Source organism: Enterobacter sp. 5-4 (assembly GCF_000612205.1).
Classification (GTDB): Bacteria; Pseudomonadota; Gammaproteobacteria; order Enterobacterales; family Enterobacteriaceae; genus Enterobacter; species Enterobacter roggenkampii.
Genome location: NZ_JFHW01000002.1, coordinates 22,668 through 47,761 on the forward strand (window position 1 = coordinate 22,668; position 25,094 = coordinate 47,761).

Sequence of the window (25,094 nt, forward strand, 5' to 3'; positions counted from 1 at the left end):
AGACTAACCCTCTCCCTGTGGGAGAGGGTTAGGGCATCAGCCCGCACCCTACTTAAACAGGCATTGCCTCACGCGGAATAATCGCCCCGCGATACTGAATCACCGTGCTGGCCGTCAGATGTCCACGCTGTGCCGCCGCTTCCGGCGTTCCGCCCGTCAGGCGTACTGCCAGATAGCCCGCGCTGAATGAATCACCCGCCGCCGTGGTATCAATCACTTTCTCTTTGGCAAGCTTCACAGCCGGGACCTCAATCGCCGCTTCACCCGTAATCGCGACCAGGCACGACTCCGCACCGCGCTTAATCACCACTTCGCTCACGCCAGCCGCCTGCGTGCGTGCAATCACGTCCTCTACCGGTTTCTCCCCCCAGAGGGCGTCTTCATCATCGAGCGTCAGGAAGGCGATGTCGGTGCATTGCAGCATCTGCTGATAGACCTGCTGCGTCTCTTCACGGCTGGCCCACAGGCGCGGGCGGTAGTTGTTATCGAAAATGACCTTGCCGCCGTTGGCACGGCATTCGCGCAGCAGCGAGAGCAGCTTTTCACGGCTGGTGGGGCTCAGGATCGCCAGGCTGATCCCGCTCAGATAGAGATAGTCGAAGGTCGACAGCGCTTCGCAGATGGCCGCGGCGGCCTCGCTCTCCAGCCAGAATTTGGCCGCGGCTTCGTTACGCCAGTAATAAAACGTGCGTTCGCCGGTGTCGTCGGTCTCTATGTAATACAAACCCGGCAGGCGGTTTTCCATACGCTGGATCAGCGAGGTATCAATATGTTCACTTTGCCAGGCCTCCAGCATCTGCTGGCTGAAGCTGTCCGTCCCCAGAGCGGTAACGTAGTTCACGGTGAGCGCCTCAGGCGCAACCTGGCGGGCAATATAAACGGAGGTGTTTAACGTATCGCCACCAAATCCGCGGCTCACTTCCGCGCCTTTTTGTGACAGCTCAATCATGCATTCGCCAATCACGGCAATTTTTTTAGACATAATCGTGAACCTGAACAGAAGAATGATCAGCAGTGTGCGCTGAGTGAATTAACAGGTCAACTATATTAAAACAACGTTCCATTATTTTATTTGAGCCAGCGCGTGTTCCTGCGCATTTCTGTCATCTTAATTTCATTTTCCCGGTGAATTGAACATAAAGTTCTCAATTGTCGCGCCGATAATCCTGTGACGAGTCCAGAAAGGCCATCCCAACAACAGGACATCTGAAATGAAGTCAGAGCAGGTTATCCAGCGGCTGAGCACCACGCCTGAGGCAAGTATTGAGAACTTGCAGGAGCATCGCTACTGGCTGCAATGTGAGCGTGCGTATACCTATCAGCCGATATACCGAACAGACGGTCGACTGATGGCCATTGAAATTTTGACCGTCGTGACGCATCCCTCAAACCCTTCCCAGCGCATCGCACCGGATCGCTATTTTGCCGAAGTGGCCGTTCGACAGCGTCTTGACGTGCTGGAAGAGCAGCTCCGTATGCTGGCAACGAAGCAGCCCTTTTTCGAACAGCACGATATCCTCGCCTCGGTGAATGTTGATGGCCCCACTCTGCTGGCGCTGCGTCAGAACGCGAAATTGCAGGCGCTGATCGCCACCCTGCCGTGGGTGCGCTTTGAGCTGGTGGAGCATGTCCGCCTGCCGCAGGACTCCTCGTTTGCCTCCATATGCGAATACGGCCCGCTGTGGCTGGATGACTTTGGCACCGGCATGGCGAACTTTTCGGCTCTGAGTGAAGTGCGTTATGACTACATTAAAGTGGCCCGCGATCTGTTCATTATGCTGCGTCAGACCCCGGAAGGGCGGAACCTGTTTACGCTGTTATTACAGCTGATGAACCGCTATTGCCAGGGCGTGATTGTTGAAGGTGTGGAAACGCTGGAAGAGTGGCGTGATGTGCAAAGCTCGCCTGCCGCGGCGGCGCAAGGCTATTTTCTCTCCCGACCGGTACCCATGGATCGCCTCGATAGCGTGATAACTACCCTCTGATAAGCCCGCTTCCCTTTGTCTGGACTATAGTTTTACAGGACAGGTCATCAGGAAAGGGGATAAAAATGACAAGAACAACCAGGGTGATCTCCTGGACAGCAGGGATTTTCTTGTTGTTGATCGTGGTCGTCGCCATCATTATTGCGACGTTTGACTGGAACCGTCTTAAGCCGACCATCAACCAGAAAGTCTCAACCGAACTGAACCGCCCCTTCGCCATACGCGGTGATTTAGGGGTCGTGTGGGAGCGTCAGAAAGAGGAGCCCGGCTGGCGAAGCTGGATCCCCTGGCCGCACGTCCACGCCGACGACATCATTCTCGGTAACCCGCCGGATATCCCGGACGTCACCATGATCCACCTGCCGCGCGTTGAGGCCACGCTGGCCCCGCTCGCGCTGCTGACCAAAACGGTCTATCTGCCGTGGATCAAACTTCAGCAGCCCGACGCGCGCCTGATCCGCCTCTCTGAAAAAAACAACAACTGGACGTTTAACCTTGCCAGCGATGGCGAAAAGGATCCGAACGCCCAGCCTCCCTCCTGGTCATTCCGTCTCGACAATATTCTCTTCGATCGCGGGCGGATCGCCATCGACGATAAGGTCAGCAAGGCCGACGTGGAGATCCTGGTCGATCCGCTCGGCAAGCCACTGCCGTTTAGCGAGGTCACGGGGACGAAAGCCAAAGGTGACACGGCAAGCGTGGGCGACTATGTCTTCGGCCTGACGGCAAAAGGACGCTACAACGACCAGCCGCTCAGCGGTAAAGGGAAAATAGGCGGCATGCTGGCGCTCCGGAGCGAAGGCACGCCGTTCCCGGTGCAGGCGGACTTCCGCTCCGGTAACACCCGCGTGGCGTTCGTGGGGACGGTCAACGACCCGATGAACATGGGCGGCGTCGATCTTCAGCTTAAATTTGCCGGTGATTCGCTGGGCGAGCTGTATGAGCTGACCGGCGTGCTGCTGCCGGATACGCCGCCGTTCGAAACGGACGGGCATCTGGTCGCCAAAATCGATACCGAAAAATCGTCGGTTTTTGACTACCGTGATTTTAACGGCCGCATCGGCGACAGCGATATCCACGGCTCGCTGACCTACACCACCGGAAAACCGAGACCGAAGCTGGAAGGGGACGTTGAGTCCCGCCAGTTGCGTCTGGCCGATCTCGGCCCGCTGATCGGCGTAGATTCCGGCAAAGGCACAAAATCAAAAGAGGTGAAAAAGGACATTCAGCCTGCGGGAAAAGTGCTGCCTTACGATCGCTTTGAAACCGATAAGTGGAACGTGATGGATGCGGATGTGCGCTTCAAAGGGCGTAAAATTGAGCATGGCAGCACGTTGCCGTTGAGCGATCTGTCGACGCATATCATCCTGAAAAATGCCGATCTGCGCCTGCAGCCGCTGAAGTTTGGCATGGCGGGCGGGACGATTTCCTCCAACATTCACCTGGAAGGCGATAAAAAGCCGATGCAGGGCCGGGCGGAGATTCAGGCGCGCAGGCTTAAGCTGAAAGCGCTGATGCCGAACGTCGAGCTGATGCAGAAGACGCTCGGCGAGATGAACGGCGATGCCGACATCCGCGGCGTGGGGAACTCCGTGGCGGCGCTGCTGGGCAGCGGTAATGGCAACCTGAAGCTGCTGATGAACGACGGGCTGGTGAGCCGCAACCTGATGGAAATTCTGGGCCTGAACGTCGGGAACTATATCATCGGGCAAATCTTCGGTGATGATGAGGTGCGGGTGAACTGCGCGGCGGCAAATCTGGATCTGGTTAACGGCGTGGCGCGTCCGCAGATTTTTGCCTTCGACACGGAAAACGCGGTCATTAACGTGACCGGTACCGCCAGCATGGCCTCGGAGCAGCTTGATTTGACGATTGACCCGGAAAGTAAGGGTGTCCGAATCATCACCCTGCGCTCGCCGCTGTACGTGCGCGGAACCTTCAATAATCCGCAGGCGGGCGTGAAGCCCGGACCGCTGATTGCGCGTGGTGCGGTGGCTGCGGCGCTTGCGACGCTGGTTACCCCCGCCGCAGCGCTGCTGGCGTTGATTTCGCCGTCAGAAGGCGAGGCGAATCAGTGCCGGACCATTTTGTCGCAAATGAAGAAGTAAGGTGCGGCCTGTTTTTGCCGGGTGGCGCTGCGCTTACATGGCCTACATTTGAATCGTAGGCCGGGTAAGGCGTAGCCGCCACCCGGCATTAGCTTACAGAGCCTGGTGTTTCGTCTCGTGCGTCAGCAGCAGCGCAATCAGCGTCAGTGCCGCCATGGTCGCCAGATAAACGCCCACATAGAACAGGCCGTAGTTTGCCTGCAGCCAGGTGGCGATATACGGCGCAACGGAGGCGCCCAGAATAGACGAGACGTTGTAGGAGAACGACGCGCCGGTATAACGCACTTCCGTCGGGAACAGCTCTGGCAGCAGCGCGCCCATCGGGCCGAAGGTCAATCCCATCAGGCTCAGGCCAATCAGCAGGTAGGCCATCACCAGCGCCGGGCTGCCTGAACCCAGCAGCGGCGGGAAGACGAACAGAGCAAACAGAACGATCAGCGTGGTGATGGTGATCATGCTTGCGCGACGACCGAACTTATCCGCGAGCAGGCCCGCAATCGGCACCATCACGCCAAACCCGATCACCGCCATCATCAGCATCCACAGCACTTCGTTACGCGGCAGACCCAGCCCAACCGGCGCGGCGGCGGTACTGAAGGTCATGGAGTAGACGGTCATGATGTAGAACAGCGTGTAGGTGGCCAGCATGATGAACGTGCCCAGTACGGTCACGCGGACGTGTTTGGTCAGCAGCGTGCCCAGCGGCACTTTCACCTGCTTGTTCGCCGCGGCCACTTTCGCGAAAACAGGGGTCTCATGCAGAGAAACACGCACGTACAGGCCAATCAGCACCAGCACGGCTGAGAAGACAAACGGGATACGCCAGCCCCAGCTCATGAACTGTTCATCCGTCAGCAGCCAGGAGAGCAGCAGGAACGTCCCGTTGGCGAAGAAGAAGCCAATCGGTGCGCCAAGCTGCGGGAAAGAACCATACAGCGCGCGCTTGCGCGCCGGGGCGTTTTCAGTGGCCAGCAGCGCCGCGCCACCCCATTCACCACCCAGGCCCAGACCCTGACCAAAACGCGCCAGCGCCAGCAGGACCGGCGCCAGAATGCCGATGGTCTCATACGTCGGCAGCAGGCCGATGGCCACGGTGGAGATCCCCATCGTCAGCAGCGAGGCCACCAGCGTCACTTTACGTCCGATGCGATCGCCAAAGTGTCCAAACAGCGCAGAGCCAATCGGACGCGCAACAAACGCGATAGCAAAGGTCGCCAGAGACTGCAGCGTGGCCGCCGTCGGATCGCCCTGCGGGAAGAAAATATGCGGGAAGACGATGACCGCCGCGGTGGCGTAAATGTAAAAGTCGAAGAACTCGATGGCGGTGCCAATCAGCGAGGCGACGACAACTTTATTTCGCGAATTTACCGGAACGTTTTCCGTTTCTGAGTCGAGTGTGGTGGCGGTTGCTTGCATAATATTTTCTTATTTTTGTCGAACGAAAGGCCATATTACGCACAGCAAAAGCGACATTTCAATCTGTAACAAAGCCGCGACCTGGTGATAAAAGCAACAAAGAGCGGATAATTTTCAGGCCAGCCAAAACACGTCTATGAAATGCTTCACATATTTTAAATATCAGTCAATAAAACTGGTTTTAGGTTAAATAAAAGTTACGGACTGGATTTATATGCTGAAATGATGAATCGGGCTGAAATTTCAGCCCGGGAGAGGGGTTAACGGTGCGTTTTGCCCGGCATTCGCGGGTCGTCTTTGTACTCGGCAGTGGCGATCCACGCGGCGCAGAACAGGGTTAACCGTGCGAAGAAGTAGAAGAACGCCATTAACCCCAGCACCGAGCCGAACGCCGCGCCGGAAGGGGATTTCACCAGCGAGGGCAGGGTGTAGGTCATCACGATTTTAATCACCTCAAAGCCTATCGCCGCGATCAGTGTCCCTCTGATCAGCGCCTTCTTGCGCGGACGATGGCGCGGCAAGCGCCAGAAGATCCAGAAGAACAGCAGGTAGTTGGCGAAGATGGAAATGGCCAGCCCAATGCTGCGCCAGGCGGGCTTCAGCCATTCGATGTAATCAAGGTAGAGCGCGGAGATGATCATCTGCTGCGCCGAGCCCGCCACGGAGGTAATGGACAGCGTCACGATGAGCGCGACGAGCAGGCCAATCAGCGAAACAAAGTCGCGGAGATACTTCACCCAAATCTTCTCCTGGTCCTGCGGCTTACGCTCCCAGACATCGCGCGACTGGGCGCGAATGGCCTCGCGCAGGTTGCCCATCCAGTTAACGCCGGAGTAAAGGGCAATCAGCAAACCGACGATACCGACGGTAGTGCGCTGCTGGACGGCGGTATTGATGGTGCTTTTGAGCGTGCTGGCAAGAGTTGGATCACTGACGTTATTCAGGATTTTGTTAAAGATATCCTGCAACAGCGTCGGGTGCGACGCGAGCACAAAACCGGCCGCCGCAAACGACACCATCAGGATCGGGATCATCGACAGGAAGGAAAAATAGGTGATGGCGGCACCAAACTGGTTTCCCATGCGGTCATTAAAGCGTTCGGTCGCACGTATCAGATGCGCAATCATGGGAAACTGCTGAATTCTGGCGATAATGCCGGTGACGGTCCCCAGCGCTTTGATGGCGGTACCCGGAGACCTGGTCTCTTCAGGCTCGGTCTCCATCTTCTTGATGGGTTCATACTCTAAATGTTGGGTGGGTCGTTGCGGGTTATTTTCCGGCGTCACGCGTCTTTTCCTTTTCGTTTGGCTGGATGTTACTGAATTATAGCTTGCGACTAGTCCACGTAAGCTTTTGTGAGTTCGGTCAGCCACTCCATGAACAGATGTACCCGGCGGGAGAGGTTGCGCCGGTGGGGATAAATCAGGGAAACAGGCATTGGTTCGGCCCGGTATTGCGGGAGAATTTCAATCAGTTTCTTCGCGCGCAGTAAATCTCGCACCCCAACCCGCGGAACCTGAATGATGCCCAGCCCGGCGAGGCAGGCAGCCTGGTAAGTTTCGGTGCTGTTAACAGTTAACACCCCTCCCGTTTTTATCCACTGCGTCGTACTGCCGTTATAAAACTCAAAGCCCTGTGGGCGAGTTCCCAGCGTAGCGGTGTAGTGAATGACGGCGTGCGAGCCTAAATCGTCCAGCGTTTCCGGGTAGCCAAAACGCGCCAGATAATCCGGGCTGGCGCAGTTAATCACCGACAGCTTGCCCAACGGTCGGGCAATAAGCCCTGAATCTTTCAGCGTGCCGACGCGTACCACGCAGTCAAACCCTTCGCGGATCACATCCACCAGACGATCGCTGCTGCTGAGCTCCAGCTCGATGCCCGGATAATGCTGCAGAAAAGCAGGCAGTTTGGGGATGACTGAATTTCGAGCAACGGCGACGGGCATATCCACGCGGAGCCGTCCGCTGATGCTGGAGGGATCGTGCAGAAACATACCGTCCAGCTCATCGAGGTTTGCCAGCAGATCTTTTGCCCGTTCGTAATAGACCATACCGTCCTGCGTCAGGCTGACGCGGCGGGTGGTGCGGTGCAATAGCTGGGTGCCAAGCCGGTTTTCGAGGGCCTGAATCTGTCGTGACACGCTGCCTTTCGGCAGCGTTAATGTTTCTGCCGCGCGGGAAAAACTCTCCAGTTCCGCGACGCGAACAAACAGCTGCATTGCGTGAATTTTATCCATAGATGTAGCTCATTGTTGTTTGTGCTGAAACAGTGGAGCGTTTTAACTCATCTTTATTGATTTTCTATCACCTAATAAGCTCTTACTCAATCTCCATAACAGCCAAAACGAGGTTTATGATGACTGAACGTATCGCATTAGTGACGGGTGGTAGCCGTGGTTTGGGTAAAAACGCTGCCTTAAAGCTGGCGGCAGACGGCACGGGAATTGTGCTGACCTACAACCGCAGCCAGCAGGAAGCGCTGGACGTTGTGCATGAAATTCAGGAAAAAGGCGTCAACGCGGCGGCATTGCAGCTCAACGTCGGGGATATCACGAGTTTTGAGCATTTTGCCCAACAGCTTCAGGAGACCCTTAAGAGCGTCTGGCAGCGTGAAACGTTTGACTATTTATTGAACAATGCCGGGACGGGTTTATATGCGCCTTATACCGACACGACGGAAGCCCAGTTTGACGAGGCGCTGAACGTTCATTTCAAAGGACCTTTCTTCCTGACGCAGCGCCTGCTGCCGCTGCTTAGCGACGGCGGACGGATCCTCAACGTCTCCAGCGGGCTGGCCCGTTTTACCCAGCCGGGGTCGGCGACCTACGCGGCGATGAAAGGAGCAATGGAAGTGTTGACGCGTTATCAGGCGAAAGAGCTGGGCGCGCGCGGCATCTCCGTCAATATCATTGCGCCTGGTGCGATAGAAACCGACTTTGGCGGCGGACACGTGCGCGACAACGCGGAGCTCAACCAGATGCTGGCGTCCCAGACGGCGCTGGGGCGGGTGGGGCTGCCTGACGATATCGGCGATGCCATTGCGGCACTGCTCAGCGACAAACTGGGCTGGATGAATGCGCAACGTATTGAAGTATCAGGCGGTATGTTCCTGTGATGTATGCGCTTGAGTAAATCCTTAAGATAAATGTGTCTAAATACTGACAGATATAAAGAACCCCGGGGATTTGTAACGTATCCATTCGTTGAGTTTTTTCTTAAATAATGCCTCTGTAGAATCCCCCTTCGCTATTCTCAGAGGGGAAAAAACGATGCGAGTAATCATGTTTGACAGGCAGTCACTCTTTATTCACGGAGCGATACACAGTCTTCAGAGGTTGATTCCGGAAATAAATATAACTGGGACCTGTCAGGCAGAAGATTTATGGACTCAGATTTCTGCTTCACCGTCGGCTATCGTCATGATTGATGGGAATTTAATTCAGGACGAAGGGAGCACTTTGCTGGAAGCGATCCTGCATCGCTTTCCGGCAATACGTGTGATTCTGATTTTGGCGAAAAAAGAGGCCAAATGTGCTGAGCAGCAGCGGCAGCGAAACGTCATGGCCATTGTTCCCCGAAACGCCAATCCCGAACGGTTTTCCGCCGTACTGGATTCGGTATCCAGAGGGATGGTCTGTTTTCCCGGAGAGTGGGTCAGAGAGCCGACGTCGCCTCAGGCATTATTATCCTTGAGCGAGCGCCAGCGCGAAGTCTTGAAATTGCTGGCGGCGGGGGAGTCGAATAAAGAGATTGGCCGCAATCTGAACATCAGTGCGGCCACGGTAAAAGCGCACCTCGAGGCGCTTTTCCGGCGGCTGGACGTGAAAAACAGAACGCAGGCAGCCATGTATTATACCCGGGCGACGGCCTGAAAAAGCGCGTTTGGGAGCGACGTTATCTCTCCGAAACTGAATATCATCATCACCAGCGCATCATGCTGCTGTTGGGTTAATGGACGTGTCATATTTTCCCGCAGCAGCGCTTCACACAACCGGATATCTTCGCGCAACAAAGTCTCAGCCTCCAGAGGTGTGACAGGGCCGTGAAAATGCTCCTGATCGCGGATAACGTGGCCATAGCCGATAACCCATAATCCTTTTTCGTCACGATATTTTTCCAGAGAAAGACCCTGATGTTTCTTTATCAACGCGATGGCGGCAGAAGATATTTTCAGCGCATGCTCTTTCATATTCATTTCCTCTTAATGGCGACACTGTAGAGGAAATGAGGTACGAGAAATATCCGCCAAATGGCTATTGATCAGGGATTGTTATTCAGATATTCCTGCCGCAATAAACCAAATAACCAGTCATTATGCCAACGTCCCGCAAGGTAATAGCTCTCGCGTAATTCGCCCTCCAGGCAAAAGCGGGCTTTTTCCAGCAGACGTCGTGAGGCGACATTCCCGGCGGTGACGGTGGCGGTAAGTCGACGTATACCGCCCTGATGAAAAGCGTAATCGCAAAGCGCTTTCAGGGATTCAAAGCCGTAACCTTTCCCCTGTGCCTCGGGAGCGAAAAGAAAACCGACCTCAGCGCAATCCTCCTCCCGATGAATATACCCGGTGACGCCCAACGGAGCCCTGGAAGCGGCGTCACGCACGACGAGGCACAGCCAGTGCGCGCTCCCTGGCGTCCAGGGCGTCAGGCGCGAATCAAACGCCTCGCGGATCGCCGCGACGGGGCGGTCTTCCGCCACAAAGCGCATGACGTCGGGATGCTGCTGTAGCGCCAGAAAAAAGGGCCAGTCTTCTTCTTGTAAAGGCGAGCAGTTCAGGCGAGGGGTAATTAAAACCGGCATTCAGATTCTCCTGAAACATTTTAAATGATTTTAGGGTTGTCACTTTATTTCAACAGAAAGTCAGGTATGGTTAACCGCGTATAAATAAAAAGAAAAAAGGCCGTTACGTGCCAATCCGGATGTCTTCGTTGTCGCTTAAGGAAAACAATGACTCTCAGCACATCACATCATATTCGCGAACAGTTCGAACACTGTCTGGCGGTCATTCGCCATGCGTCGGTGGAAATTTTGCTTCTTCTGAATGTACATGCTTCTGAGGGCAAAGATCCACGCTGGTTTCTGGAACAACTGGACAGCGCGCGATTAGCCCTGGGCGGCTGGGGAGCCGTAGCGAAAAAACTCAACCTGAATGATGCCGAGATGTCGGAATTTACGCTCCAGCTGCGCCTGCTGCAGCAGCGCGTGCCGCAGTATGAAAGCGGACAGGATGTGAGTGAAAACCAGCTGATTGCGGCGATGCGGTTTGTCACCGCGCTGGAGCACCTTCGCCTGCAGCAGCCGCTGTTGACCTACAGCACGGAGCTGACTCCGGGCAGCGAACTTCAGCAGCAGCAGGCGCATAAGCAGGTGCGGGCGATAGAGCTCATGATAAAAGGGCTCATCCAGCAGGCCTGGCCCGATCAGGTAAGGCTGAATAACCATCTCAAGACTTTGTTTAACGCCGATCGCGTACGGCGCTGGCTGAAGTTGGGCGAAATCAACGATGTCCTGAGCGGCATGATGTTCAGTGAACTGGCGCAAATGCTGGTGGATAAAAAAGAGTTCAGCCGCTATCACGCTTCGCTGTTCAGCGACCCGTCCATGCTGACGCTGCTGGTTGAACCGCGTAAAACGCTGCAAACCTTCCTCGATGACATTCGGCAAATCCGTAACAACATCACCGTCCAGAAAACGTTAAGCTCGGCGCAAATCCAGCTGCTGGATAACTACTACGCGCAGATCGCGCGGCCCGTTCAACGCGCGTTTGAAGAGGGGAGAACGCGCGTCAATCCGGCGGGATTCATGGCGGTAGATGCCAGCGAACTGCATACCTTCTGGGAAAAGGCGCAGAAAATGGATCGGGTCACGGGTGGGGATCTGTTTGAAGTCCGTGACACCATTGAAAAGCCGACCCAGCGCGCGCCGCGCACCCCCGAACAACGCGAGCAGCTCATTTCCGGTGCGTTATGGGGGGCGGTTGGCGTTATGGTGATTGCCATCGTGGCGGGAGGCTTCTGGCTGGTGACCAGCAGTAAACCGCAGCCTGCGGCCGTCAGCGCGGCTGAAGCGGCGCCGCCACAGGAAATGCGTGAGACCCCTTCCTCGCGCGAAACGCTCACGCGCATGGGAGTGACCTGGGACGAGAATAATTTCCGCTCGGCCATTAACCGCAACGACACCCGCGTGACCCAGCTTTTTTTGCAGGGCGGTATGGACTGGAAGCTGTCCTGGACCGAAGAGGCGATGTCGGCAGGCTATGACGACGTGCTGGAGCTGATGCTACGCTACCGGCAAAACATGGTGGAGGAGAAGCCGTGTCGGCGCTTCATCAACACGCTCAGCCACGCGATGTCGAACGGCGAGTCTCTGACCTCGGTGCGTAAAGAGTACCTCAAAGCTTTCTGCACCGTGCCAGCGGTGGTGAAACGCCAGCAGCACGATCTCGACATGGCCACACGCCGTGCGAAGTCACAGCCGGATGCCACCACCAAAAAATGGCAGTCTATTCAGAGCGCCATTTATGAGGTGATTCGCTGATTTCTCCTCCCTCTCCCCGTGGGAGAGGGCACCAGACCGCACCCTATTCAAGGCTCCCCATACAACCCAATCAGCCGCCGCACCACGCCGTTCGTCCAGCCGAAACCATCCTGCAGCGGATACTCACCCCCGCCCCCTTCGCGCGGCGTGCTGCTGGCGATGTGGTACTTCTCAATCAGCTTATGATGCGTCTGATAAAAATGGTTCACCGTATGCAGCCAGCTCCAGGCGATTTCATCCCCCAGCGAGTCGTTGCCGTACTGCTTGAACCCCTGGATCGCCATCCACTGCAGCGGCGCCCAGCCGTTGGGTTTATCCCACTGCTCGCCGGTTTCGTACTCGGTCGCCAGAATCCCGCCCGGCGTCAGCAGTCGCGCTTTGACCGCATCAGACAGGCGCTCGGCCTGCTCATGGGTCGCCATGCCGACATACAGCGGCACAATGCTGGCGGCAGAAAACAGCGCCAGCTCTTCGCGTCGCCAGTCGTAATCGCGGTAACAGCCACTCTCCTCGTCCCACAGATAGCGGTTCACCGCCTCGCGGCGATCGCTGGCTTTCTGGCGGAACAGGTCGGCCGTCTCTTTATCCCCTTTCGACGCCGAGATGTTGGCGATGGCGCTTTCCAGCTTGTACAGGAAGGCGTTCAGGTCGATGGGGATAAACTGCGTCGTGCGGATGCTGGCGAGCCGCGACGGATCGCGCAGCCAGCGGGAGGAATAGTCCCAGCCGGACGCCGCCCCGGCGCGCAGGTCGCGATACACCTCGTTTGGCGGACGGCCCGAATGGCGGGCAGTTTCCACGTCCTCAATCCACGATTCATCGCGCGGGGTATCACGGTCATCCCAGTAGCGGTTGAGCAACGAGCCGTCCGGCATACGCACGGCGCTGCGGTAGGCCTGGTTAAGCAGGAGCGACTCCGCGCCGTCCATCCAGAAGGCGTACTCCATTTTGAGGTGTTCCAGATAGCGTTTCGCACCGCGCACGCCGTCCTCCTCAAACAATTCCACCATCAGCGCAAAGACCGGCGGCTGGGAGCGGCTGAGATAATAGGTACGGTTGCCGTTGGGAATATGCCCGTAGCGTTCAATCAGCCAGGCGAAGTTATCCGCCATACATTTCAGCAGATCGTTACGACCGCTCTCCGCCAGCCCCAGCATGGAGAAATAGGAATCCCAGTAGTAGGTCTCGCTGAATCGTCCGCCGGGAACGATATAGGCTTGGGGCAGCGCCAGCAGGGAAGACCAGGGAATATGATCCTGCGGCTCGCGCGTCAGCACTGGCCACAGGCTGTCAATGTGCTCTTTGAGGGACAGACCGGGGTCGGAGACATATTCCGTACTGTAGGTCTCCGGCAGCCAGAAGTGGTTTTCCACAAACTGGCGCAGGTCGAAATCCCGGTGGCGTCTGACCTTGCGGTAGCGGATCAGGATATCCAGCGGATCCATCTTCGGTGCGCAGTCGGGAAAGGTTTTGCTGTCCGTGAACAGGCGCGAGGACTGCACGTGCTCAAACAGTTCAAGATAGCGGTCTGCGGGCGTCAGTGCATCGGAGGCGGGTAGCCCCTCGATCATCTCGGGTTCCGGCTCCGCCTCAATCATTTCATCCAGTTTCAACTCGCAGGGATCGGTCTCGTAGCGCAGCTCTTCTGCAATCTCGAATTCGATGTTCTCGGTAGCCTGTAGTTTCTGGTTGAACATGGTGATAGGGACCTCCGGTTGTGTGTTCAAAAGACAGGTTTATCCGGGCGTCTTATAAGCGTAGACATTCGCTTCGGTAGATGTGGAGGGATATGTGCGGTAGATCACTCTTTTCGGAGCATTCGTTTTGCAACGATTTATGAATGTGAATAAAAAAAGCCCCTCCGGAGAGGGGCTTATGCATTAACGCATGGTGACAAACTCTTCGGCGGCCGTTGGGTGGATCGCCACGGTGTTGTCGAAGTCTTTCTTGGTCGCGCCCATCTTCAGCGCTACCGCAAAGCCCTGCAGGATCTCATCCATACCGAAACCGATGCCGTGAATACCGACAATCTTCTCTTCCGGACCGACGCAGACCAGCTTCATGCGGCACGGCTGACGGTGAGAGGTGACGGCGGTATACATCGCGGTAAACGCCGATTTATACACTTTCACCTGGTCGTCGCCATACTGCTCGCGCGCCTGCGGCTCGGTTAAGCCGACGGTGCCGATTGGCGGGTGGCTGAAGACCACGGTCGGGATGTTGCTGTAGTCCAGATGCTCGTCCGGCTTGTTATTGAACAGGCGCTCGGAGAGACGGCGGCCCGCCGCAACGGCAACCGGGGTAAGCTCAACCGCACCGGTATTATCGCCGACCGCATAAATGCCCGGTACGCTGGTGTTCTGGAATTTATCGACGACGATATAGCCTTTTTCGTCGGTTTTCACGCCGGTCACGCCCAGGTTGAAGTTATCGTTAGCCGGTTCGCGGCCAATCGCCCAGATCAGGCAATCAACGGTCTGGCTGCGGCCATCTTCCAGCTCCAGGGTCAGGCTGCCGTCTGCATTTTTCACGACCGCTTTTGGCACGGCGTTGGTATGCAGGGTTGGACCTTCGGTGTTCATCACTTCAACCAGCGTATCAACGATCAGCGGATCGAAGCTGCGCAGCGGCGCGTGTTTGCGCACGAACAGGTGCGCCTCAGCGCCCAGGCCGTTAATCACCCCGGCCAGTTCCACCGCGATGTAACCCGCACCCACCACGGCAACGCGCTTAGGCAGGGCAGGCAGTTCGAAGAAACCGTCGGAGTCGATGCCGTATTCCACGCCCGGGATATTCGGGTGGCTCGGACGGCCGCCGGTGGCGATCAGGATGTGATCGGCGGTGATCGTCTCACCGTTCACTTCGATCGTTTTCGCGTCCACAAAGCGGGCGAAACCGTGGATAACGTCGACGTTATTTTTACCCAGCACGTTGTCGTACGAGGTGTGAATACGGTCGATGTAGGCGGTACGGCTGGCGATCAGTTTGTCCCAGTCGAAGTGGTTGATGGTGGTGTCAAAGCCGTAGTCCGGGCCATACATATGGATAGCTTCACGGATTTGCGCCGCATGCCACATCACCTTTTTCGGTACACAACCCACGTTCACGCAGGTGCCGCCCAGCGCTTTGGCTTCAATCAGCGCACACTTCTGGCCGTACATGGCCGCGCGGTTGATGGAGGCGATGCCGCCGCTGCCACCGCCGATGGCGATGTAGTCATAATGCTTAGTCATAGCTTTTGTCCTTAATCGTGAATTGCCGCGATTGTATACCTGAAATCAATAGTTTCCACCGATGGCTGCGATTACTCCGGCACGATCCAACTGACGGAGGTATGACCCGTACCGGCTGGCACCAGCGTTTTGTGCAGCCACGGCAGCACGTTGTTCATCTGCGCTTCGAGCTTCCACGGCGGGTTAATGACGATCATGCCCGAGGCGGTCATGCCGCGCTGGTCGCTGTCCGGACGCACGGCCAGCTCGATCTGCAGGATTTTGCGGATGCCGGTGGCTTCCAGGTCTTTGATCATGCGTTTGATTTGCGCGCGCAGCACCACCGGATACCACAGGGCGTATGTCCCGGTGGCGAAGCGTTTGTAGCCTTCGTGAATACCCGTCACCACCGCCTGATAGTCGGTTTTGATTTCGTACGGCGGGTCGATCAGTATCAGGCCACGACGGGAAACCGGCGGCAGCTTGGCTTTCAGCTGCTGATAGCCGTCGGCTTTTTCCACGCGGGCGCGGCTGTCTTTCTGGAATTCAGAACGCAGCAGCGGGAAGTCGCTCGGATGCAGCTCGGTCAGCTGGATGCTGTCCTGCTCGCGCAGCAGCTGGCGGGCAATCAGCGGGGACCCCGGGTAGTAACGCAGCTGGCCGTTGCGGTTGAAGTGGTTCACCACGCCGATGTACGGCTCCAGCTCGGCAGGCAGGTCGTCCTGCTGCCAGATGCGGGCGATCCCTTCCAGATATTCACCGGTACGCTCGGCATGCTCGCCGCTCAGCTGATAACGGCCCGCGCCCGCGTGCGTGTCCAGATAGAGAAACGGCTTTTCTTTCTCTTTGAGCGATTCGATGATCAGGCTCTGAACGGTGTGTTTAAGGACGTCGGCGTGGTTGCCTGCGTGGAAGCTGTGGCGATAACTGAGCATGGGTAATGATATTCCGCTGAATTGACGATTTGCCACAGTTTACAGCAGAACGGCGTAGATTACCCGCAGGCCCGGTAAGCGCAGCGCCACCGGGCTCTTTTCCGCCACGTCTGGCATTGAAATCCTCTACACTTAACCCCATTCTAGATCGCATATGCACAGCGCCGGATGCGCGCTTCATTCACCTCTTTCAACAGGACAGCGTTTATGACCAATCCATTACTGACGCCTTTTTCGTTGCCACCGTTTTCTAAAATCCTCCCCGAGCATGTGGTTCCAGCGGTTACGCAATCGCTGGACAACTGCCGCGCGGCGGTAGAAAGCGTGGTCGCGCAGGGCGGGCCGTACACCTGGGAAAATCTGTGTCAGCCGCTGGCCGAAGTGGACGACGTGCTGGGGCGTATCTTCTCCCCGGTGAGCCACCTGAACTCGGTAAAAAACAGCCCGGAGCTGCGCGAAGCCTACGAGCAAACCCTGCCGCTGCTCTCTGAGTACAGCACCTGGGTCGGCCAGCACGAAGGGCTCTACAAAGCCTACCGCGACCTGCGCGACGGCGATCACTACGCCGAGCTGAATACCGCGCAGAAAAAATCGGTCGATAACGCCCTGCGTGATTTTGAGCTGTCCGGGATTGGCCTGCCAAAAGAGAAGCAGACCCGCTACGGTGAAATCGCCGCGCGCCTGTCCGAGCTGGGCAACCAGTACAGCAACAACGTCCTTGACGCCACCATGGGCTGGACGAAGCTGATTACCGACGAAGCTATGCTTTCCGGCATGCCGGAAAGCGCGCTGGCGGCGGCAAAAGCGCAGGCCGAAGCGAAAGAGCAGGACGGCTTCCTGTTAACGCTGGATATCCCGAGCTATCTGCCGGTGATGACCTACTGCGACAACCAGGCGCTTCGCGAAGAGATGTACCGCGCCTACAGCACCCGCGCTTCCGATCAGGGGCCGAATGCCGGTAAGTGGGACAACAGCCCGGTCATGGCGGAAATCCTCGCCCTGCGCCACGAGCTGGCGCAGCTGCTGGGCTTTGAAAACTACGCCGACAAATCTCTCGCCACCAAAATGGCGGAAAACCCGCAGCAGGTGCTCGACTTCCTGACCGATCTGGCGAAACGCGCCCGTCCGCAGGGTGAAAAAGAGCTGGCCCAGCTGCGCGCCTTCGCGAAAGCGGAGTTCGGCGTGGACGAGCTGCAGCCGTGGGACATTGCTTACTACAGCGAAAAACAGAAGCAGCACCTCTACAGCATCAGCGACGAGCAGCTACGCCCGTACTTCCCGGAAAACAAAGCCGTTAACGGCCTGTTTGAAGTGGTGAAGCGCATCTATGGCATCACCGCCAAAGAGCGTACCGATATCGACGTCTGGCATCCGGACGTGCGCTTCTTCGAGCTGTATGACGAGAAAAACGAACTGCGCGGCAGCTTCTACCTCGATCTCTACGCGCGTGAGAACAAGCGCGGCGGGGCGTGGATGGACGACTGCGTGGGCCAGATGCGTAAAGCAGACGGTTCCCTGCAGAAGCCGGTCGCCTACCTGACCTGTAACTTCAACCGTCCGGTGAACGGCAAACCTGCGCTGTTCACCCACGATGAAGTGATCACCCTGTTCCACGAGTTCGGTCACGGCCTGCACCACATGCTGACCCGCATCGAAACCGCAGGCGTGGCAGGCATCAGCGGTGTTCCGTGGGATGCGGTCGAGCTGCCAAGCCAGTTTATGGAAAACTGGTGCTGGGAGCCGGACGCGCTGGCGTTTATCTCCGGCCACTACGAGACCGGCGAACCGCTGCCGAAAGAACTGCTGGATAAAATGCTGGCGGCGAAGAACTACCAGGCGGCGATGTTTATCCTGCGCCAGCTGGAGTTCGGCCTGTTCGACTTCCGCCTGCACGCCGAGTTCAGCCCGGAGCAGGGGGCGAAAATCCTTGAAACCCTGGCCGAGATTAAAAAGCAGGTCGCGGTGATCCCTGGGCCAACCTGGGGTCGTTTCCCGCACGCGTTCAGCCACATCTTCGCAGGCGGCTATGCGGCGGGGTACTACAGCTACCTGTGGGCCGACGTGCTGGCGGCGGATGCTTTCTCTCGTTTCGAAGAAGAGGGGATTTTTAACCGCGAAACCGGCCAGTCGTTCCTCGATAACATCCTGACCCGCGGTGGTTCCGAAGAGCCAATGGTGCTGTTCAAACGCTTCCGTGGGCGCGAGCCGCAGCTGGACGCGATGCTTGAGCATTACGGGATCAAAGGCTGATTGTTACGTGAAGATCTGCTTAGTGGATGAAACGGGCGCCGGAGACGGCGCCTTATCTGTTCTGGCCGCCCGCTGGGGGCTGGAGCACGATGAAGATAACCTGATGGCGCTGGTGATGACACCAGAACATCTCGAATTACGTAAGCGCGACGAACCGAAGCTCGGCGGGATTTTTGTCGATTTTGTCGGCGGGGCCATGGCGCACCGGCGCAAGTTCGGCGGCGGTCGCGGCGAAGCGGTGGCGAAAGCGGTTGGGATTAAAGGAAGCTATCTGCCGGACGTGGTGGATGCCACGGCGGGGCTGGGGCGCGATGCGTTTGTGCTGGCGTCTGTCGGCTGTCATGTGCGGATGCTGGAGCGTAATCCGGTGGTGGCCGCGTTGCTGGACGATGGTCTGACGCGTGGCTACGCGGACCCGGAAATCGGCCCGTGGTTGCAGGTACGATTGCAGCTGATCCATGCCTCGAGCCTGACGGCGCTGACCGATATCACCCCGCGCCCGCAGGTCGTCTATCTCGACCCGATGTTCCCGCACAAGCAGAAAAGCGCGCTGGTGAAGAAAGAGATGCGGGTGTTTCAGTCTCTGGTGGGGCCTGATCTGGATGCGGATGGCCTGCTGGAACCGGCTCGTCAGCTGGCGACGAAGCGGGTGGTGGTGAAGCGCCCTGACTATGCGCCGCCCCTGGCGGACGTTGCCACGACCAACGCGGTGACCACCAAAGGGCACCGGTTTGATATTTATTCGGGAACACCGGAATAAAAAAGCCGGGTGGCGGCTTCGCCTTACCCGGCCTACATTTCGTGCCGCCTGTAGGCCCGGTAAGCGTTAGCGCCACCGGGCTTTTTTGCACTTACTCGTCTTCTTCGTCACGCAGCGGAACAATCAGCATATCCACGTGAACGGTATTAATCAGCTGGCGAGCGGAAGACATCAGCTTGCTCCAGAAGTCCTGGTGGTGACCGCACACCACCAGGTCCATGTCGTATTTCTTGATCGCATCAACCAATACCTGGCCCAGGTCGCCGCTGCCGCTCAGGGTTTCGGTAATCGGGTAGCCCGCGTTGGTGGACAGTTCGCTCAGGGCATGGTGCGTCTCTTCGGAGATACGCTTCTGCATATCGCCCAGATTGACGTCGATCAGACCGGTGTAGAGGTCGGAGTAATTCACATCAACGTGAATCAGCGAAACTTTCGCGTTGTAGGGACGTGCCATGGATACCGCTTTATCAACCAGCACTTTGCTCTCCGGGGAGAGGTCTACCGCGATGAGAATGTGTTTGTAAGCCATAGTGTTACTCCTTCCTTAAGTTATCGATGACTAAATGGAAAAGCCGTCGTCTGATGCTTTCATTACGGCCCAGTTAAACATATTTTTCAAGCTTTGGTGTTGATAACGATTAACCTTGTGGCAAAAAAATTAACGGATCTCCTACACTATTAAATGAGCCGTTCGGATATTAAAACGCGAACCGGATCGACTTTTGGTCATTCTTTCACTGAACTGTCTGTCAGGGCATTGGGGTGCGGTAGCTCAGAAGCCTTGCTTCGTGGGCGGACGCCGGGGAGGATGTATGATTAGCACCGTCGCATTGTTTTGGGCGTTATGCGTAGTTTGCATAGTGAATATGGCGCGCTACTTCTCATCGTTACGTGCGCTGTTAGTGGTACTTCGTGGTTGCGATCCGTTGCTTTATCAGTATGTGGACGGTGGAGGGTTCTTCACCTCGCATGGACAGCCCAGCAAACAGATGCGTCTGGTGGGATATATCTACTACCAGCGCTACCGCGATCATCACGATGAAGAATTTATCCGTCGCTGCGAGCGCCTGCGTCGTCAGTTCATTTTGACCAGTGCCCTGTGCGGGCTGGTCGTCGTCAGCATGATTGCATTGATGATTTGGCACTGAGCATAAAAAAAGCGGGTCAGTTACCTGACCCGCTTTTTTGTCGCCTTTAACCGATTAAATCAGCTTCAGCGAAATCCAGTACAACCCGCCAGACAGCAGGATGGACGCCGGAAGGGTGAACACCCAGGCCATCAGAATGTTGGTCACGGTTTTGCGCTGCAGACCGCCACCGTCAACAATCATGGTACCTGCCACGGACGAGGAGAGTACGTGGGTGGTGGATACCGGCATACCGGTGTAGCTCGCCAGACCGATAGACACTGCCGCCGTCATCTGCGCGGACATACCCTGCGCATAGGTCATGCCTTTCTTACCGATCTTCTCGCCGATGGTGGTCGCCACACGGCGCCAGCCAATCATCGTACCGATACCGAGTGCCAGTGCGACCGCCATGATGATCCAGATTGGCGCGTACTCAATGGTATTGAGCATATCGCCTTTCAGTTTCTTCAGGAGACGCTGGTCGTCAGCATTCACGTCTGGCAGCTTCGCCACTTTATCCGTCACATCAGAGATGCACAGCATAATGCGACGCAGCTGACCACGCTGCTCAACGGTCAGTTTGTCATAACTTTCGATATTGCCCAGCATGCCTTTGGCACGTTCCAGCGCGTTAATCGCGTTTGCCGGATGGCAGTGGAATTCGCCAGGCGCAGTCGTGGCACCGGCTTCCGGAGACGGAATTAACTGGTCAACGCCGGTCGCTTTTTTCAGCAGCTCAGGGTGCTGCTGGAAATAAGTTTCAACGTTGTTGACCGCATCGCGGGTACGGGTGATTTCGTAGCCGGAGGCGTTCATGTTAACCACGAAGCCTGCCGGAGCAACACCGATCAGTACCAGCATCACCAGACCAATGCCTTTCTGACCATCGTTCGCGCCGTGTGAGAAAGCCACGCCGATAGCGGAAATGATCAGGGCAATACGCGTCCAGAATGGCGGCTTTTTCTTGCCGTCTTTCTTTTCACGCTCTGCCGGCGTCAGGTGAATACGGGAGCGTTTTTTGGTATTGCTCCAGTAACGACGCAGGATGAAGATCAGCCCGCCCGCCACCACCAGACCCACGATAGGGGAGACGATGAGAGAGGCAAAGATCCCCAGTACTTTCGGGATATTTAACGCATCAACAACCGATGTACCGGTCATGAGGGCGTTGGTTAACCCGATACCGATAATCGCGCCGATGAGGGTGTGAGAACTGGATGCAGGCAGGCCGAAATACCAGGTACCGAGGTTCCAGATAATTGCAGCAAGCAGCATTGAGAACACCATAGCGAGGCCATGGCCAGAACTTACGTTAAGCAGCAGATCTGTTGGCAGCATATGCACAATGGCATACGCAACGCTCAGTCCGCCCAGGAGGACACCAAAAAAGTTAAATACCGCCGCCATAACAACCGCAAGCTGCGATCGCATTGCGCGAGTGTAGATAACCGTCGCTACTGCGTTTGCAGTGTCGTGGAAGCCGTTGATCGCTTCGTAAAACAGTACAAAAACCAGAGCAAGCAAGAGTAAAAGCCCGGTATGTAAATCCAGGCCGGCAAACAAATGTAGCATAGGACGTTACGCCATTTTGAGGACATGAACGCGGCGCATTATCCAGGACAAATGCGCAACGGGCAAAGTGAAATATAGACTTTTTTTGACATACCACCTGATTTGAGAAAAGTGCCTGAAAGGATATTCTTTAAATTTCAATGGAATGGCTTTGTAATATCTTTTTACGCTGGTGTGACCACAGAGGAAACTTTACAATCCGCGGCAGTTAACAAAGAGGGTTTTGACGTGGAAAGGTTTGATGCCGTGGTAATTGGCGCCGGTGCGGCGGGTATGTTTTGTGCGGCAATGGCCGGACAGGCGGGTCGTCGCGTGCTGCTGCTAGATAACGGTAAAAAGCCAGGCCGCAAGATCCTGATGTCCGGCGGCGGGCGCTGCAACTTTACTAACCTGTATGTTGAACCCGCGGCCTATTTGAGCCAAAACCGTCATTTTTGTAAATCTGCGCTGGCGCGTTATACCCAGTGGGACTTTATCGACCTGGTGGGTAAGCACGGTATCGCATGGCATGAGAAGACGCTGGGCCAGCTGTTCTGCGACGACTCCGCGCAGCAGATTGTCGATATGCTGGTGGCCGAGTGCGAGAAGGGCGGCGTGGTCATGCGCCTGCGCACCGAGGTGCTGGAGGTTTCCCGTGACGACCAGGGCTACACGCTGCAGCTCAACGGCGAAACCGTCAGTGCCGATAATCTGGTGATCGCCAGCGGCGGCCTCTCTATGCCGGGGCTGGGCGCTTCCCCGTTCGGCTATAAGATTGCCGAACAGTTTGGCCTGAAAGTCCTGCCTACGCGCGCCGGGCTGGTGCCGTTCACGCTGCATAAACCGCTTCTGGAACAGCTTCAGACGCTGTCTGGCGTGTCTGTTCCCTCTGTTATCACCGCCGAAGACGGCACGGTGTTTCGCGAAAACCTGCTCTTTACCCATCGCGGCCTCTCCGGCCCGGCGGTCCTGCAAATCTCCAGCTACTGGCAGCCGGGGGAGTTTGTCACGGTTAACCTGCTCCCCGATTGCGATCTGGATGCCTTCCTCAACGAGCAGCGTGCGGCGCACCCGAATCAGAGCCTGAAAAACACCCTGGCAATGCAGCTGCCGAAGCGTCTGGTAGAATGTTTGCAGGTGCTGGGGCAGATCCCCGACGTGTCGCTCAAGCAGCTTAACAGCCGCGAGCAGGAAACGCTGGTCGAGACGCTAACAAACTGGCGCGTGCAGCCAAACGGCACGGAAGGCTACCGCACGGCGGAAGTCACGCTGGGCGGAGTCGACACGAATGAACTCTCTTCCCGTACCATGGAAGCGCGGAACGTGCCGGGGCTCTACTTCATCGGTGAAGTGATGGACGTCACCGGCTGGCTCGGCGGGTACAACTTCCAGTGGGCCTGGGCAAGTGCCTGGGCGTGTGCTCAGGCGCTGGCAGAAGACAAGTGACATCAGCGTGCTGCCACTCGTCACGCTTGGCTTTACGAGCTGACGGTGGTGGCATCCGTCACGGCCAGAATATTGCCCGCGGCCACGGTCCCCATCTTGATGTATGACGCGGCGGTAACGCCGCCAATATGCGGTGAAATCACCACGTTTTCTACGGACTGCCAGAGGTGCGGCGCCGTCAGCGGCTCCTGGGTAAAGCTGTCCAGCGCTGCGCTGTGCAGCGTGCCATCCCGGAGCGCCGCCAGTAACGATTCACTGTGGATCAGTCCACCGCGTGCCGTATTGACCAGAATGGCGTTCCGCTTGCAGTGTGCGAGCGCCTCGCTATTGATCATTCCCCGATTCTCATCGGTTAGCGGACAGTGCAAAGAGATGACATCGGAACGGGAAAGAAGTCCGGTCAGCGTCTCTGCACGTTCGCACAGGGCAGGCATCGATTTAGCATAGGGATCGTAAGCCAGCACCTTCATGCCGAAGGCATGACCAATAGTTGCCACGCGCGAGCCGATAGCGCCCAATCCGATTAGCCCCAGGGTTAATCCCTCCAGCTCAATGGATTTATGCGTTGCCTTATCCCAGTGCCCGTCCCGTAACCGCTTGTCCAGAGGCACCACGGACTTTGCGCAGGCGAGGATCAGCGCCCAGGTATGTTCAGCCACTGCCGCCGCGTTTGCGCCTGGGGCAGCGCGGACGGCGATATTGCGCTCGGCCGCTGCCGTCTGGTCTATCACATCGATCCCGCTTCCGTGCTTGGAAATAACCTGCAGAGCCGGGGCGGCATCCATGACTTTCGCGGTGATCCGGCCGTAACGAACCAGAATCGCCACGGGATTGTGTCGTTCACACAGCGCGATCAGGTCATCTTCTGTCGGCTGGCGGCCCGCAAACACCACCTCAAAGCCCTGCAGCATCACCATGGCCTGCTCCGCCAGGTCGCTTCCGGTAACCAGAATTACGTCTTTGCCCCCCATCACAGCGTCTCCCCGTCAGCTAACATACCTGCCTTACGAAGCGCGTCATCAAGCCAGTGTGGACGCAAATCGCCTTCACGGATGGCGGCAAGACGCCGGGTCTCCATCTCCAGCTTTTCTTTTGCCAGCGCGATAACCTGCTGAACCTCATCGCGCGGGATGACGACCACGCCGTCGATATCCGCGACAACCAGATCCCCGGCCTGAACCGTCGCCCCGGCGACTGAAATGGGATGATTAACCCGGCCAGAAATTAACTTTGTCGGGCCGCAGGGGTTCAGACCGGCAGAAAAGACAGGGTAGTGACCTTTACTCAGGGAATCGGCGTCACGTACAGCACCGTCAATAATGATGCCCGCAATGCCGCTCGCCTGAGCCTGAGTGGCCATGATTTCGCCCAGCAGCGCGCAGCTCAGGTCGCCTTTGCCATCGACGACCAGGACATCGCCGGGTTGCGCAACCGCCATCGCGGCATGAATCGCCAGATTATCACCCGGACGGACTTCCACGGTGATGGCCGGACCCGCAACGGACATGTGAGGAGCCAGCGGTTTGATGCGGCCGTGAAGCGTACCGCGGCGACCGGCCACGTCGGCCAGAATGGCTGCCTGATACTCGGCAGCCCGACGAACGTCCTCGGCAGAAACGCGTTCGAACTGGCGATTAATCGGTTTTTTTTCAGGAACGGACATGAATGCCTCCATATTGTTTTACTGAGTACAATGCAGGTGTACAGAACAAAACAACTATAGCGGTGTTGCTTTCCTTTTAGCCAGACCCGAGGTGGCGTTTGT

Annotated in this window: 22 protein-coding genes; 9 read left to right on the plus strand and 13 right to left on the minus strand. The window is 56.9% G+C overall.

Annotated features, from left to right (window positions below):
- Positions 1-52 precede the first annotated feature (52 nt).
- Complete coding sequence (locus tag AA74_RS0100350; protein ID WP_025910181.1) at positions 53-982, minus strand: sugar kinase; 930 nt, start codon at positions 980-982, stop codon at positions 53-55.
- A 229-nt stretch (positions 983-1,211) separates the two neighbouring features.
- Between AA74_RS0100350 and pdeH the strand changes: the two genes are divergently transcribed.
- On the plus strand, positions 1,212-1,985 hold the full coding sequence (gene pdeH, locus AA74_RS0100355; RefSeq protein WP_021242143.1) for a cyclic-guanylate-specific phosphodiesterase: 774 nt from the start codon (positions 1,212-1,214) through the stop codon (positions 1,983-1,985).
- A 65-nt stretch (positions 1,986-2,050) separates the two neighbouring features.
- Positions 2,051-4,093 (plus strand): AsmA family protein, encoded by a 2,043-nt coding sequence (locus AA74_RS0100360; protein ID WP_025910185.1) that lies wholly within the window; start codon positions 2,051-2,053, stop codon positions 4,091-4,093.
- A gap of 93 nt (positions 4,094-4,186) precedes the next feature.
- On the opposite strand, the gene AA74_RS0100365 is transcribed toward AA74_RS0100360, so the two are convergent.
- The 3 genes from AA74_RS0100365 to AA74_RS0100375 all read right to left on the minus strand — a co-directional run bounded on the left by AA74_RS0100365 (position 4,187) and on the right by AA74_RS0100375 (position 7,745).
- Positions 4,187-5,509: an MFS transporter gene (locus AA74_RS0100365; protein WP_025910187.1), complete on the minus strand. Its 1,323-nt coding sequence runs from the start codon at positions 5,507-5,509 to the stop codon at positions 4,187-4,189.
- A 260-nt stretch (positions 5,510-5,769) separates the two neighbouring features.
- Positions 5,770-6,795: an inner membrane protein YhjD gene (gene yhjD / locus AA74_RS0100370; RefSeq protein WP_025910189.1), complete on the minus strand. Its 1,026-nt coding sequence runs from the start codon at positions 6,793-6,795 to the stop codon at positions 5,770-5,772.
- A gap of 50 nt (positions 6,796-6,845) precedes the next feature.
- Positions 6,846-7,745: a LysR family transcriptional regulator gene (locus AA74_RS0100375; protein ID WP_025910191.1), complete on the minus strand. Its 900-nt coding sequence runs from the start codon at positions 7,743-7,745 to the stop codon at positions 6,846-6,848.
- A gap of 119 nt (positions 7,746-7,864) precedes the next feature.
- On the opposite strand from AA74_RS0100375, the gene AA74_RS0100380 reads away from it, so the two are divergent.
- Both AA74_RS0100380 and AA74_RS0100385 read left to right on the plus strand, forming a co-directional pair.
- Positions 7,865-8,623 (plus strand): SDR family NAD(P)-dependent oxidoreductase, encoded by a 759-nt coding sequence (locus AA74_RS0100380; protein WP_025910193.1) that lies wholly within the window; start codon positions 7,865-7,867, stop codon positions 8,621-8,623.
- A 154-nt stretch (positions 8,624-8,777) separates the two neighbouring features.
- Positions 8,778-9,380: a response regulator transcription factor gene (locus AA74_RS0100385; protein WP_025910195.1), complete on the plus strand. Its 603-nt coding sequence runs from the start codon at positions 8,778-8,780 to the stop codon at positions 9,378-9,380.
- Here the strand turns inward: AA74_RS0100385 and AA74_RS0100390 are convergent.
- Both AA74_RS0100390 and AA74_RS0100395 read right to left on the minus strand, forming a co-directional pair.
- Positions 9,359-9,697, minus strand: a complete 339-nt coding sequence (locus AA74_RS0100390; RefSeq protein ID WP_008503124.1) for a lysozyme — start codon at positions 9,695-9,697, stop codon at positions 9,359-9,361. The genes AA74_RS0100385 and AA74_RS0100390 overlap by 22 nt on opposite strands.
- A gap of 71 nt (positions 9,698-9,768) precedes the next feature.
- A complete protein-coding gene (locus AA74_RS0100395) occupies positions 9,769-10,308 on the minus strand; it encodes a GNAT family N-acetyltransferase (protein WP_025910199.1) in 540 nt (179 codons plus the stop codon).
- 147 nt (positions 10,309-10,455) lie between these two features.
- On the opposite strand from AA74_RS0100395, the gene AA74_RS0100400 reads away from it, so the two are divergent.
- Complete coding sequence (locus tag AA74_RS0100400; RefSeq protein ID WP_025910201.1) at positions 10,456-12,045, plus strand: STY4199 family HEPN domain-containing protein; 1,590 nt, start codon at positions 10,456-10,458, stop codon at positions 12,043-12,045.
- A 47-nt stretch (positions 12,046-12,092) separates the two neighbouring features.
- Here AA74_RS0100400 and AA74_RS0100405 read toward each other — a convergent pair whose 3' ends face one another.
- From AA74_RS0100405 to AA74_RS0100415, 3 genes are all read right to left on the minus strand, one after another.
- Positions 12,093-13,742, minus strand: coding sequence for an alpha,alpha-trehalase (locus AA74_RS0100405; protein ID WP_008503121.1), 1,650 nt, complete (start codon positions 13,740-13,742; stop codon positions 12,093-12,095).
- 183 nt (positions 13,743-13,925) lie between these two features.
- Complete coding sequence (gorA, locus tag AA74_RS0100410; protein WP_023345065.1) at positions 13,926-15,278, minus strand: glutathione-disulfide reductase; 1,353 nt, start codon at positions 15,276-15,278, stop codon at positions 13,926-13,928.
- 71 nt (positions 15,279-15,349) lie between these two features.
- Entirely contained in the window at positions 15,350-16,192 is an 843-nt protein-coding gene (locus tag AA74_RS0100415; RefSeq protein WP_021242151.1) for a 23S rRNA (adenine(2030)-N(6))-methyltransferase RlmJ, read from the minus strand.
- A gap of 207 nt (positions 16,193-16,399) precedes the next feature.
- On the opposite strand from AA74_RS0100415, the gene prlC reads away from it, so the two are divergent.
- Both prlC and rsmJ read left to right on the plus strand, forming a co-directional pair.
- On the plus strand, positions 16,400-18,442 hold the full coding sequence (gene prlC, locus AA74_RS0100420; protein WP_021242152.1) for an oligopeptidase A: 2,043 nt from the start codon (positions 16,400-16,402) through the stop codon (positions 18,440-18,442).
- A 7-nt stretch (positions 18,443-18,449) separates the two neighbouring features.
- A complete protein-coding gene (gene rsmJ / locus AA74_RS0100425; protein ID WP_025910206.1) occupies positions 18,450-19,202 on the plus strand; it encodes a 16S rRNA (guanine(1516)-N(2))-methyltransferase RsmJ in 753 nt (250 codons plus the stop codon).
- A 91-nt stretch (positions 19,203-19,293) separates the two neighbouring features.
- Here rsmJ and uspA read toward each other — a convergent pair whose 3' ends face one another.
- Entirely contained in the window at positions 19,294-19,731 is a 438-nt protein-coding gene (gene uspA, locus AA74_RS0100430; protein WP_003861223.1) for a universal stress protein UspA, read from the minus strand.
- A 283-nt stretch (positions 19,732-20,014) separates the two neighbouring features.
- Between uspA and uspB the strand changes: the two genes are divergently transcribed.
- Positions 20,015-20,350, plus strand: coding sequence for a universal stress protein UspB (uspB, locus tag AA74_RS0100435; RefSeq protein WP_003861224.1), 336 nt, complete (start codon positions 20,015-20,017; stop codon positions 20,348-20,350).
- Between the two features lie 54 nt (positions 20,351-20,404).
- On the opposite strand, the gene pitA is transcribed toward uspB, so the two are convergent.
- Positions 20,405-21,904, minus strand: a complete 1,500-nt coding sequence (gene pitA / locus AA74_RS0100440; protein WP_008503116.1) for an inorganic phosphate transporter PitA — start codon at positions 21,902-21,904, stop codon at positions 20,405-20,407.
- Between the two features lie 228 nt (positions 21,905-22,132).
- Between pitA and AA74_RS0100445 the strand changes: the two genes are divergently transcribed.
- Entirely contained in the window at positions 22,133-23,329 is a 1,197-nt protein-coding gene (locus tag AA74_RS0100445; protein WP_025910219.1) for an NAD(P)/FAD-dependent oxidoreductase, read from the plus strand.
- 32 nt (positions 23,330-23,361) lie between these two features.
- Here AA74_RS0100445 and AA74_RS0100450 read toward each other — a convergent pair whose 3' ends face one another.
- Positions 23,362-24,300, minus strand: coding sequence for an NAD(P)-dependent oxidoreductase (locus tag AA74_RS0100450; RefSeq protein ID WP_008503114.1), 939 nt, complete (start codon positions 24,298-24,300; stop codon positions 23,362-23,364).
- Positions 24,300-24,992: an RraA family protein gene (locus AA74_RS0100455; RefSeq protein WP_025910222.1), complete on the minus strand. Its 693-nt coding sequence runs from the start codon at positions 24,990-24,992 to the stop codon at positions 24,300-24,302. The genes AA74_RS0100450 and AA74_RS0100455 overlap by 1 nt, the downstream gene beginning before the upstream one ends.
- Between the last annotated feature and the right edge of the window lie 102 nt (positions 24,993-25,094).